Source organism: Tenacibaculum bernardetii (assembly GCF_029125915.1).
In the GTDB taxonomy this organism is placed as follows: domain Bacteria; phylum Bacteroidota; class Bacteroidia; order Flavobacteriales; family Flavobacteriaceae; genus Polaribacter; species Polaribacter bernardetii.
On the sequence record NZ_JAQJCU010000004.1, the window covers coordinates 137,067 to 153,234 of the forward strand.

Sequence of the window (16,168 nt, forward strand, 5' to 3'; positions counted from 1 at the left end):
GGGGTTGTTTTTAATTAGTTATTCTTAATAATTGTGTTGTTTTATTTGAAGGTAAAAAACGTTTGTCTTGTCGCCTTCCAATAATCCATATAATTTTATCATCATTTGAGCAAAGCAACCACGTGTTGTTTTTATCAAAAAGAGATAATTTTTCATCTTTAAAATACTTGCTAACCTTTTTCTTACCTAACATACCTGTTGGGTAGAAATAATCGCCAGCTTTTTGTTTTCTAATGACGAGGGGGTAATTTAACAAAATTTTATCAACAAAAATACAATTTGTATCAATAATTGTTTTTTTAAGAACCTTTTCGAATAACAAGTTAATCGGATTTGTTATTCTTATTTTATCCTTATGAATTATAACCTCTTCATTTTCAATAGTATCTTGCTCATTAGTGGGTAAAAGTAGTAAAAAATCTCTATCTTTTAATAAAGTATGTGAATTTGTTACGACTTTCTTGCCTGATTGGGCATAAATTAAGTTGTAAACATCATTCCATTCTGTGAATTTATACTCTTTTAAAAGTTGATATAAATAAATTTTTGGATCTGATAACTTGAGTAGTTCTAGAATATTTACTTTTAATAGAGCTCCTTTTTTACTTAGTGTTTTGGATGATACTTCTTCCATTTTATCAGTAACAATTTGCTGAGACTGTTTAAGGAAGGCAGTAGTTTTAAGGTGTGTTTTTGAAAAACTAGGGTTTAGCTCTTTTAAAAGAGGGACTATTTGATGCCTTATTTTATTTCTGATATATTTTATTTCAGAATTACTAGCATCTTCTCGCCATTGAATGTTGTTATCTGTGGCGTATGTTTCTATTTGTTCTCGTGAGAAAATTAATAAAGGACGAACGATTTTTCCGTTTATAGCTGGAATACCTGTTAAGCCATCTAAACCTGTTCCTCGGGTTAAATTAATAATAAAAGTTTCTAGATTATCATCAGCATGATGACCAGTTAAAATATAGTCGAAATTATGTTCTTTTATCAATTCATCAAACCAGTTGTATCGAAGCTTCCTAGCAGCTATTTGAGTTGATAACTTATGTTCTTCAGCATGCTTGGATGTTTCAAATAGTACTGAGAAAAAAGGAATGTTTAGATTTTTGGCTAGCTCTTTAACAGACAGTTCATCTAAATTGCTTTCTTCATCTCTTAGCTGAAAATTACAATGTGCTAAAGAAATAGTAAAGTTTAATTGATGTAATAAATGTGTTAAAACAACGCTGTCAACTCCACCAGAGATTGCAATTAAGAGTTTTCTTTCTTTTAAAAACGAAAAATGATTATCAATATGTTCCGCTAATTGTTGTAACATTTTATAAACTATATTTTTATAGTTGATTATTTAACCAGTTAACAATGTCTTGCATCATTTCTTCTTTACATAAATCATGTTGTAGCTCATGGTAACCGCCTTTATAAAGTTTTAAGCTTGCTTTTTCTGTAGCATTGGCAAAAGCTTCGGTTCCTTTATAATCGATAATTTTATCGCCAGTTCCATGTAATAATAACATTGGTTTTTTTAAAGTTGATGCGTTTTCAATAGCCCATTCACCGGAGTCAATAAATGATAAAGAAAAATTCGGACTAATTTTATCGTGTACTAAAGAGTCATTAATATATTTTTTAACTTCTTCTTTGTCGCGAGATATATCGTTTGCATCAAGTTCATTACCTAAAGTAATAGATGGTGCAATTTTTTGCATAAGTTTACCTAAAGATAATTTCCATGCTGGCGGATCAAAGGCTAACTTTAACATTGGACTTGTAGCAATGGTTCCTGCAAAATTATGATTTTTACGTAATGTATAATTTATTACAGCATTACCGCCCATTGAATGCCCATATAAAAACATTGGTTTGTTGCCAAAAACACTGATTGCCTTGTTAGTTAATTTTGAGAGGCTTTCTAAAACAGTATCAAAACCAGGATTATGACCTCTTTTTCCGGTAGTTTTACCATGGCCAAAATGATCAAAAGCAATAACACCAAAATTATTATCTGTTAGTTTTTTAGCAACATGTTGGTAACGACCAGAGTGTTCTCCCATTCCGTGAATAATAACCACCACAGCTTTTACAGTTTCGGGTTGCCAAAACTGACCAAAAAAAGTAGTTTTATGATAATCGAAATTAAATTCTTGATGAGTCATAGTTTATTGTTTTTGTAACCAGATTCTTATTTCTTTTCTCAAAGAAACTTCGGGTTTTGGTAACGGAATTGTTTTTCCAAACTGTTTACCTCTCTTAAATTTAGAGAAGGTAATTTTATGTTGTTTCCAAGCTTCAGGATACAGTTCTAAAAATTTATTAAAAAAACTTTGTTCATTTACGTTTCCTTCTATTTTAGGAAGTACTTCTTTAAATTTTTCTTCTTGATCTATTATCATTACTCCTATTTTTTTTGGGCGATAAGTTTTCGCATCTCTTTAACACTAATCGTACTTCCGTCATGACTCCATCCCGGAGGGCCAAAAATATACATAAATTTATGAATCCAATTACTAGATTTTTTGGTATCGTTAAAAATATCTTTATATTCATGGGTTAAAATTACCCAAGGATTATATGAATTAGGAGCATGAGTTACACCGTATTCAATATCAATTTCTTCATCTAATTCTTTCCACGTACCAAATATTCTATCAAAAATGTTTAAAAATCCTCCATGATTTTTATCCATATATTCAATATTTTTTGCGTGATGTACTTGGTGCATTGTATGTGTGTTAAAAATTACATCAATATATTTAATTTTTGATATGTAAACCGAATGTAATTGAAATTGCCATAAAGCTTCAATTCCCAAACAAACGACTACCATTTCTGGTGGGAAACCAATTGCAGGTAACCACATATAAAAAAAAGGTTTGTATAAAATGGTAAACCAACCATTACGAACGGCGGTTCCTAAATTAAAGTTATTTGATGAATGATGAACAATATGTGCCGCCCATAAAAAACGAACCATATGATTTTGTCTGTGAAACCAATAGTAGCTAAAATCATCTAGCAATTGGCAAGCAATCCAAACATACCAAGCATATCCAAAAGACTCCCAACCCATAATATTCATACGAACACCATTTACTAGCGGATTAAAAATTTCATACACATAATTAAAGATAATAATTGCCGAAATAGTTTTAATTAAAGGAGCTAAAATTACAGATCCAACTCCCATTGTTAGGCTAGAGGCTAAATCTTTCCAGTTATATAAGTCTTTTTTATTGTGTGTTTTACTATAAGTAAGTTCTAATAAAATGAGACCCAAAAAACAAGGTATGCCATATACTAATGGATTGGTAAAATTCATGGAATTTTTAAATATTGAGGGTTCAATATAGTGAACTACTTTGAGTTTAATAGCACATATTTCATTGCTTTTGCTTTTAGTAGGCACTCTTCATATTCTTTTTCGGGAGTTGACTTGGCTGTAATTGCGCCACCAACTGAATATGAAACGTATTTTTTGTTTGTATTGTATAAAATACTTCTAATAATTACATTAAAGTCAAAGTCGCCATTAGGCGTAAAATAACCAAGGGTTCCTGAATACAATCCGCGTTTGGTCTCTTCTAATTCTTCAATAATTTTCATTGCTGATACTTTCGGAGCTCCGGTCATACTTCCCATCGGAAATGTATCTTTAATAACATCAACAGGGTGTATGGTTTTTTCTACCTCAGAAACTATGGTTGATATCATTTGATGCACTTGTTTAAAAGAATGCACCTTACAAAGTTCTTCAACAATAACACTTCCTTTTTTTGCAGTTTTTGATAAATCATTGCGAACCAGATCTACAATCATCACATTTTCTGCTCGTTCTTTTTCATCGCGTGATAAATCGAAAGCTATTTTATCATCTTCAATAACATCGATTAATCGTTTTGCGGTACCTTTAATTGGTTGTGATATAATTTTTGTTCCTTCTTTTCTTAAATACCTTTCTGGTGTTGCTGATAATAAATACAAGTTTTCGTGCCTGAAAAAAGTAGCAAAAGGTGGTTCTGATATGTCGTTTAAATGCGTGTATATTTTATAAGGATTGATATTGGTATTTTCAGCATAAAATTCTTGACAGAAATTAGCTTCATAAATATCGCCTCTATGAATATGTTTTAAAATTTTTGTTACTTTTTGATGGTACTCATCTTTGTGAATACGAAGTTTTATTTTGATTTTCTCTTCTTCTGATGATTTTTCGATTTCATTCAAAATAAGATTAGGATTCGTTTCTAAGATGTCATTAAAATCTTCTTCTAGCTCATCATCTATCATTTGTAAATAATGAAACTCAACCGTATTTCCTTTAATGAAAATTAACTTTTGAGGTTGAAAAAAATACAAGTCAGGAAAATGAAGCCCGTCAAAATTAGTGGATTGTAGTTTTTCAACATCATTTTTTACATCATAAGAAATATAGCCAAAAAGATAATCTTTGGTGTATGATTGATATTCTTTTAATTTATCAAAAGCATTATGAGCATCAGTTTTTATCGATGTAAATTCATCTGCAGCCAAACAACAATCGAACGAAGAATATTTTTGCTCGTACTTATTAGAATCCAACCAAATAGCAGTTTCAAACTGTTTAGACCAAGCAAATAATTTTTGCTCAAACTCTTTCGGGTTCTCTATTTTAAAATCAGATTGGGTTCTTTTAGACATCTTACAAAAATAAGAAACCCGATAGAATATAACTATCGGGTTTCTATAAAATATAGTTGTTAAATTATTTTACTTTTTCAACATCAACGATTATTTCTTTAACGATTTTATGATCTTATTCCGTAACGTTAATTTTAATTCTCTCTCCGCTTTTTTCAAAGGCTTTTATTTTCTTTTTAACCTCGGCTAAAGTTCCTTCTATAACTTCTTCTTTTATAACCTCTTCTCCGTTTTCGTTTGCAGTTGTAATTATTGTGGCTTTTGCAGTTCCGTTATCATTTTTACTAATGTCTACTTTTATAATTTTACTGATTTCGTTTTTGATGACGGTTGTTTTACCGTCATCATCAGTATAGGTAACATTTTTAAGTTCCACTTTAACTGTTTCACCATCTTTTGTGATAGTAATATCTTCGGAATGAGAATTTGCATCAATATTGTGTCCGCCTAAAATAGGAGCAATTACCAAGCCAATTAGGCAGGTAAGTTTGATTAAAATATTCATTGATGGACCAGAAGTGTCTTTAAAAGGATCACCTACCGTATCACCAGTAACCGCTGCCTTGTGAGCATCTGAACCTTTATAAGTCATTTTTCCGTCGATCTCTACTCCAGCTTCAAAAGATTTTTTAGCATTATCCCATGCGCCACCGGCATTGTTCTGAAATATTGCCCAAAGTACACCCGAAACTGTAACACCAGCCATATAGCCACCTAACATTTCGGCAATCGCTAAATTATTCATTCCGAATAACATTGGAACAAAAGCAATAATTAAAGGAAATCCGATTGTTAACATTCCTGGTAACATCATCTCCCTTAAAGAAGCTTCTGTAGAAATTGCGACACATTTATCGTATTCTGGTTTCCCAGTACCTTCCATTATTCCTGGAATCTCTTTAAACTGGCGTCTTACTTCTTGTACCATTTCCATGGCTGCTTTACCAACGGCATTCATCGCTAAAGCGGAAAAAACAACGGGAACCATTCCACCAACAAATAACATAGCTAAAACAGGTGCTTTAAAAATATTAATTCCGTCTATTCCCGTAAACGTTACATAAGCAGCAAATAAAGCTAATGATGTTAATGCGGCAGAAGCAATTGCGAAACCTTTCCCTGTTGCGGCAGTTGTGTTACCAACGGCATCTAAAATATCTGTACGTTCACGTACAATTGGTTCTTGTTCGCTCATTTCTGCAATTCCACCAGCATTGTCTGCAATTGGTCCGAAAGCATCAATAGCTAATTGCATAGCGGTAGTTGCCATCATTGCGGACGCGGCTAGTGCTACTCCGTAAAATCCAGCGAAAGCGTACGATGACCAAATTGCGGCAGCAAATAATAAAACAGAAGGGAATGTAGAAATCATACCTGTTGCTAAACCGGCAATAATATTTGTTCCGGCCCCCGTAGAAGATTGTTGTACTATTTTTAAAATAGGAGATTTTCCTAAGCCAGTATAATATTCAGTTACTGAAGAAATAACAGCACCAACAACCAAGCCAACCAATGTTGCGTAAAATACTCTCATAGATGAGATGTCTTGTAAACCTTCACCAAAGAATTCCATTTTCATGTTTTCTGGAAGCATCCATTTGCATAAAATAAAACAAGCGATTGCTACTAAAACAATAGAAACCCAATTACCTAAGTTTAAGGCGCCCATTACTTGAGACTCTTTAGCATCATTACTTTTAATTTTCACCAACATGGTTCCGATTATCGAAATTATAATTCCGATACCCGCAATTGCCATTGGTAATAATATAGGTCCAATTCCGCCAAAGGCATCAGAAATACTTCCTCCCATATCTTTAATAACATAATTTCCTAAAACCATTGCAGCTAAAACTGTTGCAACATACGAACCGAATAAATCTGCGCCCATACCGGCAACATCACCGACGTTATCACCTACATTATCTGCTATTGTAGCAGGGTTACGTGGGTCATCTTCAGGAATACCAGCTTCAACTTTACCTACTAAATCGGCACCAACATCTGCAGCTTTTGTATAGATCCCTCCACCAACACGAGCAAATAAAGCAATACTTTCAGCACCTAAAGAGAATCCAGCTAAAGTTTCAAGAACAATTGTCATATCCATGGTGTTTGTCCAAACACCTCCCGTAAAGAAGTAAAAGAAAGCGATAAAGAATGTAGTTAATCCCAAAACTGCTAATCCGGCAACGCCGAGTCCCATTACGGTTCCGCCTCCAAAAGAAATTTTAAGGGCATTAGGTAAACTTGTTTTTGCTGCTTGCGTAGTTCTTACATTTGTTTTGGTCGCTATTTTCATACCCATGTTTCCTGCGAAAGCAGAAAAAATAGCACCGCATATAAATGCAATTACGATTAAATAGCTTGTTGTTGGAACGAAGTAGGCTATAATTGCCAGTAATATACTAACGATAATTACAAAAACTGTTAATAGTTTGTATTCTGCATTTAAGAAAGCTAAGGCACCTTCGTAAATATGGTCAGAAATTTCTTTCATTTTCCCATCTCCTGAATTCTGTTTCATTACCCATTTTTTCTTAACGAGCATGTAAAGTAATCCTATTACAGCAGCTGCAATTGGCATCCAAATCATTATTGATTGCATATAAATTATGTTTTGATTAGTTAATTGATGTTCGTAAATATAACGAAATCAGCGACTAAACAAAAAACCTCTCAGAATGTTCTGAGAGGTTTTGGTAATTTATATAGAATTTTACTGGTTAAATAGTAAAATCTCCGTTTGCTTTATGCTCGCTGTTTTCGTAACGCTCGATACACTTATCTAAGATTTCATAAGCTTCGTTTGCGTCTCCCCAACCACCAACATCTACTTTTTTCTTTTCTAAGTCTTTATAAACTTGAAAAAAGTGAGTAATTTCTTTCACTTGGTGAGGATTCATATCTTTTAAGTCGTTTAATTGACTCCAGATAGGATCAGAAACAGGAACACAGATAATTTTTTCATCTTGTCCTTTTTCATCTGCCATATGGAAAACACCGATAGGTTTTACTTCCATAACACACATAGGAAAAGTTGGTTCAGCTCCTAAAACTAATACATCTAATGGGTCGTTATCTAAAGCTAAAGTTTCAGGAATGAAACCATAATCTCCAGGGTACATCATTGATGAAAATAACATTCTATCGAAACGAATTTTTCCTAAGTCAAAATCGTATTCGTATTTATTTCTACTTCCTTTTGGTATTTCAATTAAAACATCTACTGTTTTTCTTTCTTTTGCAGTCATATTATCTTGCTTTTCTTCGTTTCTAAAAATCGGTTTGCAAAAGTAATAATTTATTAGTGTTTTTTAACAAAAAAGAACTATTATTTTATTGTTAAACTAATGATTATAAGCCTGGTTTAATTCCTATTCGTATTGCGAACTTCGGAGTTGGTGGAGCAAATGAGCCTGCAGGAGGTGTGTAGTTGCTTCTCCAAATAGCATCTATACGTAAAAAACGTAAGTTACCATACCCAATATTTTCAAGACCAACACTGTATTCATAATAGAGTTTATTAGGGGTGTTGTAGTTAATATTTGCAGCGCCACTACTATTTACTAGACCATCGTTAATAGCTCTGTTTTCTTTAGATATGGTTCCGTATGCAGCTCTAAAAGTAACCAAACTACGTAGTTTAAGTTTTTTTAGTAAAGGAACCCTGTTTAAGAGGAAGCCATTAAAATGCTGCTCGAAATGTGTCGCTAAATAAGAGTCGGTAACAAAATCATAGTAATTTAGTAAGGCAAATGTGTTTTTTGTTAATGATAATGTTTGGTTTGCTGGTATTACGTTTAATAAACCTATTGGTAGTGTACCAAATGTTTTACCTGCTTCTAGAGTAGCATCTAAAACTCCGAATTTACTTAAAAGAATAGGTTGGTTATATTTAAACTGTAATTTATCGTAAGTATGTGATCCGTTAAATACTCCTTTGTATCCTCTGCGATAATTCAAGACTAAAGTCGGAAAAATATTACGCCCAAAACGTCTTTCAACTCCTAGTCCGTATACAAATCGACCAGGTGTATAAGAAATGTAAAGATCAGAAGCAACATCTGTTATTCCAGATCTAATATTTCCGTTTTCATCAAGATAATCCATAGAGAAATCTTTCGGAGATGCAGATTCTATGGTTGCATGTGAAAAGTTAACACCTACGTGTAAATTGGTTTTAATCTGATAATCGAAATTAGTAGCAATTTTTTCTACTTTAGATAAAAAGAAGTTGTCACCTCTAGAAAATAAAGCGTCGGTACCAAAAGAGGAACCTAAGAGTTGCGTAGTATTTAATAAAACACTTCCTAATTGTTCTATATCTTTCTGATATGCCAACCCAACTGCTATTCTTGGTTTGTATGATAATAAATAGCGACCTTCTAAACCGTATTTAAATTCCTTGTCTTTAAAACCATAGGCTAAGTGACCACCTAAACGAAAACGATCATCTTTAGATTTAAAGGTTCTGAAGCCAACTTTGGTTCTGAAGCCTTCTACTTGGTTGTTGGCAAAGATTGTCCATAATGGTCCAAACTGAATTCCGGCTGGCGTATTTATAAATCCACTAGCAACCGTATTTATTAAGCCAGTTATGTTTTTAATTTGTTTTTTTTCTTTTACAATACTTATAAAATTATATGTTGAGTTGCTTTCTTCATTTTGTTTTGATTTCCAATAGGAGTCTTCTTTTCTGTATTGGTTGGGTCTTATTTTAACAATCTCTTGTGTGTAAAAATCCTTAGCAAGTGGTTTGTCTAATATATAGTCGTTGTAAAGAATTGTTTTTTTGATTGTTAACCCTTTGTTGCTTTCATTTTTGTCAAGAAATGTAAAATCACCTACATAGGCATTTTTAGTAGGTATGTAAATACTATCGTTTCTTACTTCAAACTCTTTTTCAAATGATAAGCCTCTAACAAAGTTTAAGTTGATGCTTTTATGGACTTTCATTTTTATTTTTTCGATAGAAAATGTTTTATCAGATACCCAAAAGTTCCCTTGAAAAGCTAGATCCCCATCTCTGATAGGAAAAAAGTATATGTTGTATGATTTTTTGTTATTTTTCACGATGCTGTCATAAAGTACATAATCGTATGTAGCAAAACCATCGTTAGATAAAGGGCTTATAAAAGATTTTCTTAATAAGTTGATGTTGTTTTTAAAGACATCAACATCTTGAAAAGTGTTTGACATTCTATCAAAGACAAAACCTTTTGTGCCTAGTCCTTCAGATTTTTCAGCTTCAATATCTTCTCTAATATTCTCGTTTTTATTATCTCCATATATATTCGCTACTTCTTCGTTTAAATAAATTGGAATGTAATAATTAACACCATCACTATCGTATTTTACCTTATCTATTGTTTTTTGATATTCATCTTTAAAAATGTTTTTTAAAAAAATAGTATCTAAATTGTTAAGACCTAATTCAATAGTGCTTTGTCTCTTGTATTGATAATTATCAACTAAATCAAGTCCGTTTTTTCGTTTTCTTTTCCAGATTTCTTTTAAAATACGATATGCAGGATTCTCTTTTTTCTTTAATCGCTTTTTAGGTTTCGAAACAATTATTACCTCATCTAATTGATCAGCTTCTTCTTTAAGAGAAATATTTAAGTATTTAGTTTTTTTATTAACTTTTAAAGTTTGTGTTTGAAAACCAATAAAAGAAACTTCTAAAGTACCTCTAAATCTCTTTGTTTTTAAAAAAAATGTTCCATCATCGTTGGTGGTCGTTCCGAATACTGTATTTTTTAAAAATACAGTAACAAAAGGCATAGGGTTGTTAAATTCATCAACAACTTTACCTTTTAATGTGATTTGAGAATATAAAGAACTGGTAATGAGTAGAAGTAGGATTAGGAGTGATTTCTTCATTTTTTTTAATACTGCAAAATCCTTTTGACAAATGTCAAAAGGATTTTTGTTTCTTTTTAATTTCTTATTTCTCTATTACTTGTTAAGATATAAAACATCTTTAACAGCTTTAACAACATCACTAGCATTTGGTAGCCACTCAGCTAATAAAACTGGTGAATATGGTGCTGGTGTATCAGCAGTTGTAATTCTTTTTATAGGAGCATCTAAATAATCAAAAGCTTCATCTTGTACTCTAAAAGTAATTTCTGAAGATACACTACCAAAAGGCCATGCTTCTTCAAGTATTACTAATCTGTTAGTTTTCTTTACAGATTTTAAAATTGTATTATGATCCATTGGGCGAACAGTGCGTAGGTCGATAATTTCAACAGAAATACCTTCTTTAGCTAATTCATCCGCAGCTTTATAAGCTTCTTTAATAATTTTACCAAAAGAAACTACCGTTACATCTGTACCCTCTCTTTTAATATCTGCAACACCAATAGGAATGATATATTCACCTTCTGGAACTTCCATTTTATCACCATACATTTGTTCAGATTCCATAAAAATAACTGGATCATCATCACGTATAGCTGCTTTTAATAGACCTTTTGCATCATAAGGATTAGATGGTACGATAACCTTTAAACCTGGTGTGTTTGCAAACCAGTTTTCAAAAGCTTGTGAATGTGTAGCACCTAATTGACCGGCAGAACCTGTTGGGCCACGAAAAACAATAGGACAATTTAGTTGTCCACCACTCATTTGACGAATTTTAGCAGCATTGTTAATAATTTGATCAATACCAACTAAAGAGAAGTTAAAAGTCATGTATTCAACAATAGGACGATTTCCATTCATTGCAGATCCAACTGCAATACCACCAAAACCTAATTCAGCAATAGGAGTATCAATAACTCTTTTCTCACCAAATTCATCTAGCATCCCTTTTGAAGCTTTATAAGCTCCGTTATATTCAGCTACTTCTTCACCCATTAAGTAAATGCTCTCGTCTCTTCGCATTTCTTCACTCATAGCTTCGCAAATAGCCTCTCTAAATTGTATTGTTTTCATACGTTATATTAGTAGTTGTTTATCAAGATTGCAAAAATAACAAAAATAGAAATAAGAAATAGGTTTTTAACTTAAACAAATCGTTACTTACCTTTGTAACCTTCTGTTATTAAATAATTAGGAAGTTAAAAAAAATACTATGCATGCATAGTAAATTAAAAAAAAACCGTAACTTCGTAGCTCAAAAATTAAGTTTCTTAAAAACAACGATATATGAAAATATTAGTTTGTATCAGTCATGTACCTGATACTACTTCGAAAATTAACTTTACAGATAACAATACAAAGTTTGATACTAACGGAGTTCAATATGTTATAAATCCTTATGACGAGTTTAGTTTAACTCGTGCTATGTGGTTTAAAGAAAAGCAAGGTGCTAGTGTAACAGTTGTAAATGTAGGAGGTGCTTCAACAGAACCAACTTTACGTAAAGCTTTAGCTATTGGTGCAGATGATGCAATTCGTATAAACGCAGAACCTACCGATGGTTTTATGGTTGCTAAAGAATTAGCAGCTGTTGTTAAAAGCGGTGGTTACGATTTAGTTTTAGCAGGTAAAGAATCAGCAGATTACAACGGTCAAATGGTACCAGGGATGTTAGCTTCTTTAGTTGATTTTAATTTTGTAAATGCTTGTGTAGGTGCAGAAATAGATGGGGCAAATGTTTCTTTAAGAAGAGAGATTGATGGAGGAGAAGAGAAAGTTTCTTCAACTTTACCAATGGTAATTGCGGGGCAAAAAGGGTTAGTAGAAGAAAAAGATTTACGTATACCAAATATGCGTGGAATTATGATGGCTCGTAAAAAACCTTTAGCTGTAGTAGAACCAACAGGTGTTGCTGCAAGTACTGCTACTCAAAATTTTGAGAAGCCTGCTGAAAAAGGAGCTGTAAAGTTAGTTGATACTGTTGATGAATTAATCGACTTGTTACACAACGAAGCGAAAGCAATTTAATAGTAAGATTTAAAACCACGTTGTTGCGAATAAAGTGAGGTAATTTGTTTTAAAAATTATTTTTCTCGCGATAACATAAAAAAACATAAAAATATGTCTGTATTAGTTTTTGCCGATGCATCGGAAGGAAAATTTAAAAAAACTGCTTTTGAAGTAGTTTCATACGGAAAAAAAGTAGCAGAACAATTAGGAAGCGACATGTTGGTATTAACTATCAACGGTGGAGATGCTTCTGAATTATATGCATACGGAGCAGAAAAAGTAATTGAAGTAAAAAATGACGTAGCATCTTTTAATGCAAAAGCATACGCTTCTATTATTAAGCAAGTAGCAGAATCAAAATCAGCAAATACAGTAATCATAGATTCTAGTATTAATGGTTTTACGGTAGCTCCTTTAGTTGCTGTAGGTTTAGAGGCAGGATATGCATCTAATGTTGTTGCTTTGCCAGCAAGTGTTAGTCCGTTTGTTGTAAGAAGAAAAGCTTTTTCAAATAAAGGATTTAACAATACTGAAATCTCAACAGAGAAAAAAGTAGTAGGAGTAGCAAAGAATTCATACGGAGCTCACGAAAATTCGGTAAGCGGATCGACAGAGAGTTTTGATGCAACTTTGCCAGAGCTAGGAGTAAAATCAGAAAGTATTAATAAAGCTAGTGGTACAGTAACTATTGCTGATGCTGATATCGTGGTTTCTGCAGGTCGTGGAATGAAAGGTCCAGAGAACTGGGGAATGATTGAAGAGTTAGCAACTGTTTTAGGAGCTGCAACAGCATGTTCTAAACCAGTTTCTGATTTAGGATGGCGTCCTCATAGTGAACACGTAGGGCAAACTGGTAAGCCAGTAGCTTCAAATTTATATATTGCCATTGGTATTTCGGGTGCAATTCAGCACTTAGCTGGTATTAATGCATCAAAAGTAAAAGTGGTTATCAATACAGATCCAGAAGCTCCTTTCTTTAAAGCTGCAGATTACGGAATTGTTGGTGATGCTTTTGAAGTTGTACCGCAGTTAATAGAAAAATTAAAAGCTTTTAAACAAGCATAATTTTAGTGGGTAAATTTTCTTTTTATAGAAATTAGAGTTCAACTCATAATTTTTAGTAAATTGTGCCCACTTAAGAAGGCTGTCTAAATTTGAAGCGTAGAGCCTAAAATTAGACAGCTTTTTGTTATTTTATAATTGTACATGAGTTTAATAAAACTAACTATTAAAGGGATTTCGTATAGCCAAACTCAAAGTGGAGCTTATGCATTAGTGCTAAGTGAAATGGACGGTACAAGAACACTCCCTATTATTATTGGAGCATTCGAAGCACAATCTATAGCAATCGCTTTAGAGAAAGAAATTCGACCACCAAGACCACTTACACACGATTTATTTAAAACATTTTCTGATAAATTCTCTATCAAAGTAACTCAGGTTATTATTCATAAACTTGTTGATGGTGTTTTTTACTCTAGTTTAATTTGCGAGCGAGAAGGAGTTGAAGAAGTTATTGATACTCGTACTTCTGATGCAATTGCACTGGCAGTTCGTTTTCAAGCACCTATTTTTACTTATGAAAATATTTTAGATAAAGCAGGTGTTTACTTAAAGCTAGACGAAGAGTTAATTATAGAAGAAGATCTAGAATCTGACGAGATAGAATTCTCTTTAGAAGATGAGTTTGAAGAGGAAAAGGGATATACGCATTTATCATTACAAGAATTACACGAACAACTTAATGAAGCTGTAGTTAACGAAGATTATGAGTTAGCAGCAGAACTTCGTGACGAAATAAGCAAACGTTCTTAATAAAATATATAAAATGAAGAAATTATTTACTCTCATAATGCTTTGTGCATCAATACTAACTTTTGGTCAGAGCATAGAGAAAAAGTGGAGTTTTTCATCGATTACTACTACTGATGGTAATTCGGTAGTTGCCGTAAATCCATCAGATGTTTTAAACTTAACTAGAGGTGATTTTAATTATTCTATACTCGCTAAAGACAGTTTACAAGCAGCAGGAAATTATATTCATCAGAATAATTTATTAATTCTTAATCACAAACAACCTAATGATACAGTTCGTTATTATAATGTAGTTGAATTAACAGAGGAAGCATTAGTATTAGCAGAAAAAGATGTGTTATATAGTTTTACATCTAGCAATAACGCAGTGTTTATAGCAAATCAAGGTAAAGAAAAAACAGAGATGTCAGAAGCTATTATACCAAGTAGTGGATTTTCTACACAGAGTTTATGGCGTGGTGTTTTAGGAATGGTTTCTTTATTAATTATCGCATTTTTATTTAGTGCCAATAGAAAAGGGATTGATTGGAAAACGGTTGGTTTAGGATTGGCTTTTCAGTTGGTTATTGCCATAGGTGTTTTAAGAGTTCCTTTTGTTCAAACAGCTTTTGAAATAGTTGGAGGTTTATTTGTAAGCGTATTAGATTTTACACGAGCAGGAAGTGAATTTCTATTTAGTGGTTTGGTATCAGATATGAGTTCTTACGGATTCATTTTTGCCTTTCAAGTATTACCTACCATTATTTTCTTTTCGGCATTAACATCATTATTATTTTACCTTGGCTTAATTCAAAAAGTAGTAAAAGCGTTAGCATGGCTTTTATCTAAGGTTTTAAAAATATCAGGTGCAGAAAGTTTATCTGTTGCAGGAAATATATTTTTAGGTCAAACAGAAGCTCCTTTATTGATTAAGGCATATTTAGAAAAAATGAACCGATCAGAAATACTATTAGTAATGATTGGTGGTATGGCAACAGTAGCCGGAGCTGTTTTAGCAGCTTATATTGGGTTTTTGGGAGGTGAAGACGAAGGTTTACGATTATTGTATGCAAAGCATTTGTTGGCTGCGTCAGTAATGGCAGCACCTGGAGCCATAATTATATCTAAAATTTTGTATCCACAAACAGAAAAAGTAAATACAGAAGTTGAGGTTTCGTCTGATAAAATAGGTTCGAATATATTAGATGCTATTGCTAACGGAACAACAGAAGGTTTGCAATTAGCAATGAATGTAGCAGCAATGTTATTAGTTTTTATTGCTTTCATAGCTATGATAAATGGTGTTTTAGGTTGGGTAGGAGATGTCACATCACTAAACACTTGGATGGCGGCAAATACAAGTTATACTAAGTTTTCTTTAGAGGCAATTTTAGGATATGTTTTTGCTCCTTTAATGTGGTTGATTGGTGTTGCAAAAGAAGATATGGCTTTAATGGGGCAATTGTTAGGTATTAAATTAGCTGCAAGTGAATTTGTTGGGTATATTCAGTTAGCAGAACTTAAAAATATTGCAAACGCAACGCATTTAACGTATAATAAATCTATTATTATGGCAACTTATATGTTATGCGGATTTGCAAATTTTGCATCCATTGGTATTCAAATTGGTGGTATTGGGTCATTAGCACCAGGGCAACGTAAAACATTATCAGAATTTGGTATTAAGGCTTTAATTGGAGGAACAATAGCTTCTTTAATGTCTGCAACCATAGCCGGTATGATTATTGGGTAGTGGCGAGTCGCCACAGATAACTAAATAGTTAATAACTTATTAATATAATTTTAAAAG

At 32.6% G+C, this 16,168-nt stretch carries 13 protein-coding genes; 4 read left to right on the plus strand and 9 right to left on the minus strand.

Annotation, left to right across the window (positions count from 1 at the left end; translation table 11 throughout):
* Window positions 1-10: 10 nt before the first annotated feature.
* The 9 genes from tilS to P2G10_RS04860 all read right to left on the minus strand — a co-directional run bounded on the left by tilS (window position 11) and on the right by P2G10_RS04860 (window position 11,628).
* A complete protein-coding gene (gene tilS, locus P2G10_RS04820; RefSeq protein ID WP_275315431.1) occupies window positions 11-1,324 on the minus strand; it encodes a tRNA lysidine(34) synthetase TilS in 1,314 nt (437 codons plus the stop codon).
* 16 nt (window positions 1,325-1,340) lie between these two features.
* Entirely contained in the window at window positions 1,341-2,162 is an 822-nt protein-coding gene (locus tag P2G10_RS04825; protein WP_275315432.1) for an alpha/beta hydrolase, read from the minus strand.
* Window positions 2,163-2,165: 3 nt separating this feature from the next.
* Complete coding sequence (locus tag P2G10_RS04830) at window positions 2,166-2,399, minus strand: hypothetical protein (protein ID WP_260587019.1); 234 nt, start codon at window positions 2,397-2,399, stop codon at window positions 2,166-2,168.
* A 5-nt stretch (window positions 2,400-2,404) separates the two neighbouring features.
* Complete coding sequence (locus P2G10_RS04835) at window positions 2,405-3,325, minus strand: sterol desaturase family protein (protein ID WP_275315435.1); 921 nt, start codon at window positions 3,323-3,325, stop codon at window positions 2,405-2,407.
* 35 nt (window positions 3,326-3,360) lie between these two features.
* Window positions 3,361-4,683: an anthranilate synthase component I family protein gene (locus tag P2G10_RS04840; protein ID WP_275315437.1), complete on the minus strand. Its 1,323-nt coding sequence runs from the start codon at window positions 4,681-4,683 to the stop codon at window positions 3,361-3,363.
* A gap of 115 nt (window positions 4,684-4,798) precedes the next feature.
* Window positions 4,799-7,291, minus strand: coding sequence for a sodium-translocating pyrophosphatase (locus tag P2G10_RS04845; protein WP_275315438.1), 2,493 nt, complete (start codon window positions 7,289-7,291; stop codon window positions 4,799-4,801).
* A 118-nt stretch (window positions 7,292-7,409) separates the two neighbouring features.
* Complete coding sequence (locus P2G10_RS04850; RefSeq protein ID WP_275315439.1) at window positions 7,410-7,937, minus strand: inorganic diphosphatase; 528 nt, start codon at window positions 7,935-7,937, stop codon at window positions 7,410-7,412.
* Between the two features lie 103 nt (window positions 7,938-8,040).
* Window positions 8,041-10,569, minus strand: a complete 2,529-nt coding sequence (locus tag P2G10_RS04855; RefSeq protein ID WP_275315440.1) for a DUF5686 and carboxypeptidase-like regulatory domain-containing protein — start codon at window positions 10,567-10,569, stop codon at window positions 8,041-8,043.
* Between the two features lie 75 nt (window positions 10,570-10,644).
* Complete coding sequence (locus P2G10_RS04860; protein ID WP_218772143.1) at window positions 10,645-11,628, minus strand: pyruvate dehydrogenase complex E1 component subunit beta; 984 nt, start codon at window positions 11,626-11,628, stop codon at window positions 10,645-10,647.
* 213 nt (window positions 11,629-11,841) lie between these two features.
* Here P2G10_RS04860 and P2G10_RS04865 point away from each other — a divergent pair, with 213 nt between their 5' ends.
* The 4 genes from P2G10_RS04865 (at window position 11,842) to P2G10_RS04880 (ending at window position 16,111) form a co-directional block, all read left to right on the plus strand.
* Window positions 11,842-12,582, plus strand: coding sequence for an electron transfer flavoprotein subunit beta/FixA family protein (locus tag P2G10_RS04865; protein WP_218772144.1), 741 nt, complete (start codon window positions 11,842-11,844; stop codon window positions 12,580-12,582).
* Window positions 12,583-12,675: 93 nt separating this feature from the next.
* A complete protein-coding gene (locus P2G10_RS04870) occupies window positions 12,676-13,629 on the plus strand; it encodes an electron transfer flavoprotein subunit alpha/FixB family protein (protein ID WP_218772145.1) in 954 nt (317 codons plus the stop codon).
* A 141-nt stretch (window positions 13,630-13,770) separates the two neighbouring features.
* The gene (locus P2G10_RS04875; protein ID WP_218772146.1) at window positions 13,771-14,379 is read left to right on the plus strand and encodes a bifunctional nuclease family protein; all 609 of its coding nucleotides are present in this window, start codon (window positions 13,771-13,773) and stop codon (window positions 14,377-14,379) included.
* A 13-nt stretch (window positions 14,380-14,392) separates the two neighbouring features.
* Window positions 14,393-16,111 (plus strand): NupC/NupG family nucleoside CNT transporter, encoded by a 1,719-nt coding sequence (locus P2G10_RS04880; RefSeq protein ID WP_218772147.1) that lies wholly within the window; start codon window positions 14,393-14,395, stop codon window positions 16,109-16,111.
* The last annotated feature ends 57 nt before the right edge of the window (window positions 16,112-16,168 follow it).

Bases quoted from the DNA above. Each gene is read 5' to 3' on its own strand.
- tilS (WP_275315431.1), bottom strand. From the start codon at position 1,324: ATGTTACAACAATTAGCGGAACATATTGATAATCATTTTTCGTTTTTA.
- P2G10_RS04825 (WP_275315432.1), bottom strand. From the start codon at position 2,162: ATGACTCATCAAGAATTTAATTTCGATTATCATAAAACTACTTTTTTT.
- P2G10_RS04830 (WP_260587019.1), bottom strand. From the start codon at position 2,399: ATGATAATAGATCAAGAAGAAAAATTTAAAGAAGTACTTCCTAAAATA.
- P2G10_RS04835 (WP_275315435.1), bottom strand. From the start codon at position 3,325: ATGAATTTTACCAATCCATTAGTATATGGCATACCTTGTTTTTTGGGT.
- P2G10_RS04840 (WP_275315437.1), bottom strand. From the start codon at position 4,683: ATGTCTAAAAGAACCCAATCTGATTTTAAAATAGAGAACCCGAAAGAG.
- P2G10_RS04845 (WP_275315438.1), bottom strand. From the start codon at position 7,291: ATGCAATCAATAATGATTTGGATGCCAATTGCAGCTGCTGTAATAGGA.
- P2G10_RS04850 (WP_275315439.1), bottom strand. From the start codon at position 7,937: ATGACTGCAAAAGAAAGAAAAACAGTAGATGTTTTAATTGAAATACCA.
- P2G10_RS04855 (WP_275315440.1), bottom strand. From the start codon at position 10,569: ATGAAGAAATCACTCCTAATCCTACTTCTACTCATTACCAGTTCTTTA.
- P2G10_RS04860 (WP_218772143.1), bottom strand. From the start codon at position 11,628: ATGAAAACAATACAATTTAGAGAGGCTATTTGCGAAGCTATGAGTGAA.
- P2G10_RS04865 (WP_218772144.1), top strand. From the start codon at position 11,842: ATGAAAATATTAGTTTGTATCAGTCATGTACCTGATACTACTTCGAAA.
- P2G10_RS04870 (WP_218772145.1), top strand. From the start codon at position 12,676: ATGTCTGTATTAGTTTTTGCCGATGCATCGGAAGGAAAATTTAAAAAA.
- P2G10_RS04875 (WP_218772146.1), top strand. From the start codon at position 13,771: ATGAGTTTAATAAAACTAACTATTAAAGGGATTTCGTATAGCCAAACT.
- P2G10_RS04880 (WP_218772147.1), top strand. From the start codon at position 14,393: ATGAAGAAATTATTTACTCTCATAATGCTTTGTGCATCAATACTAACT.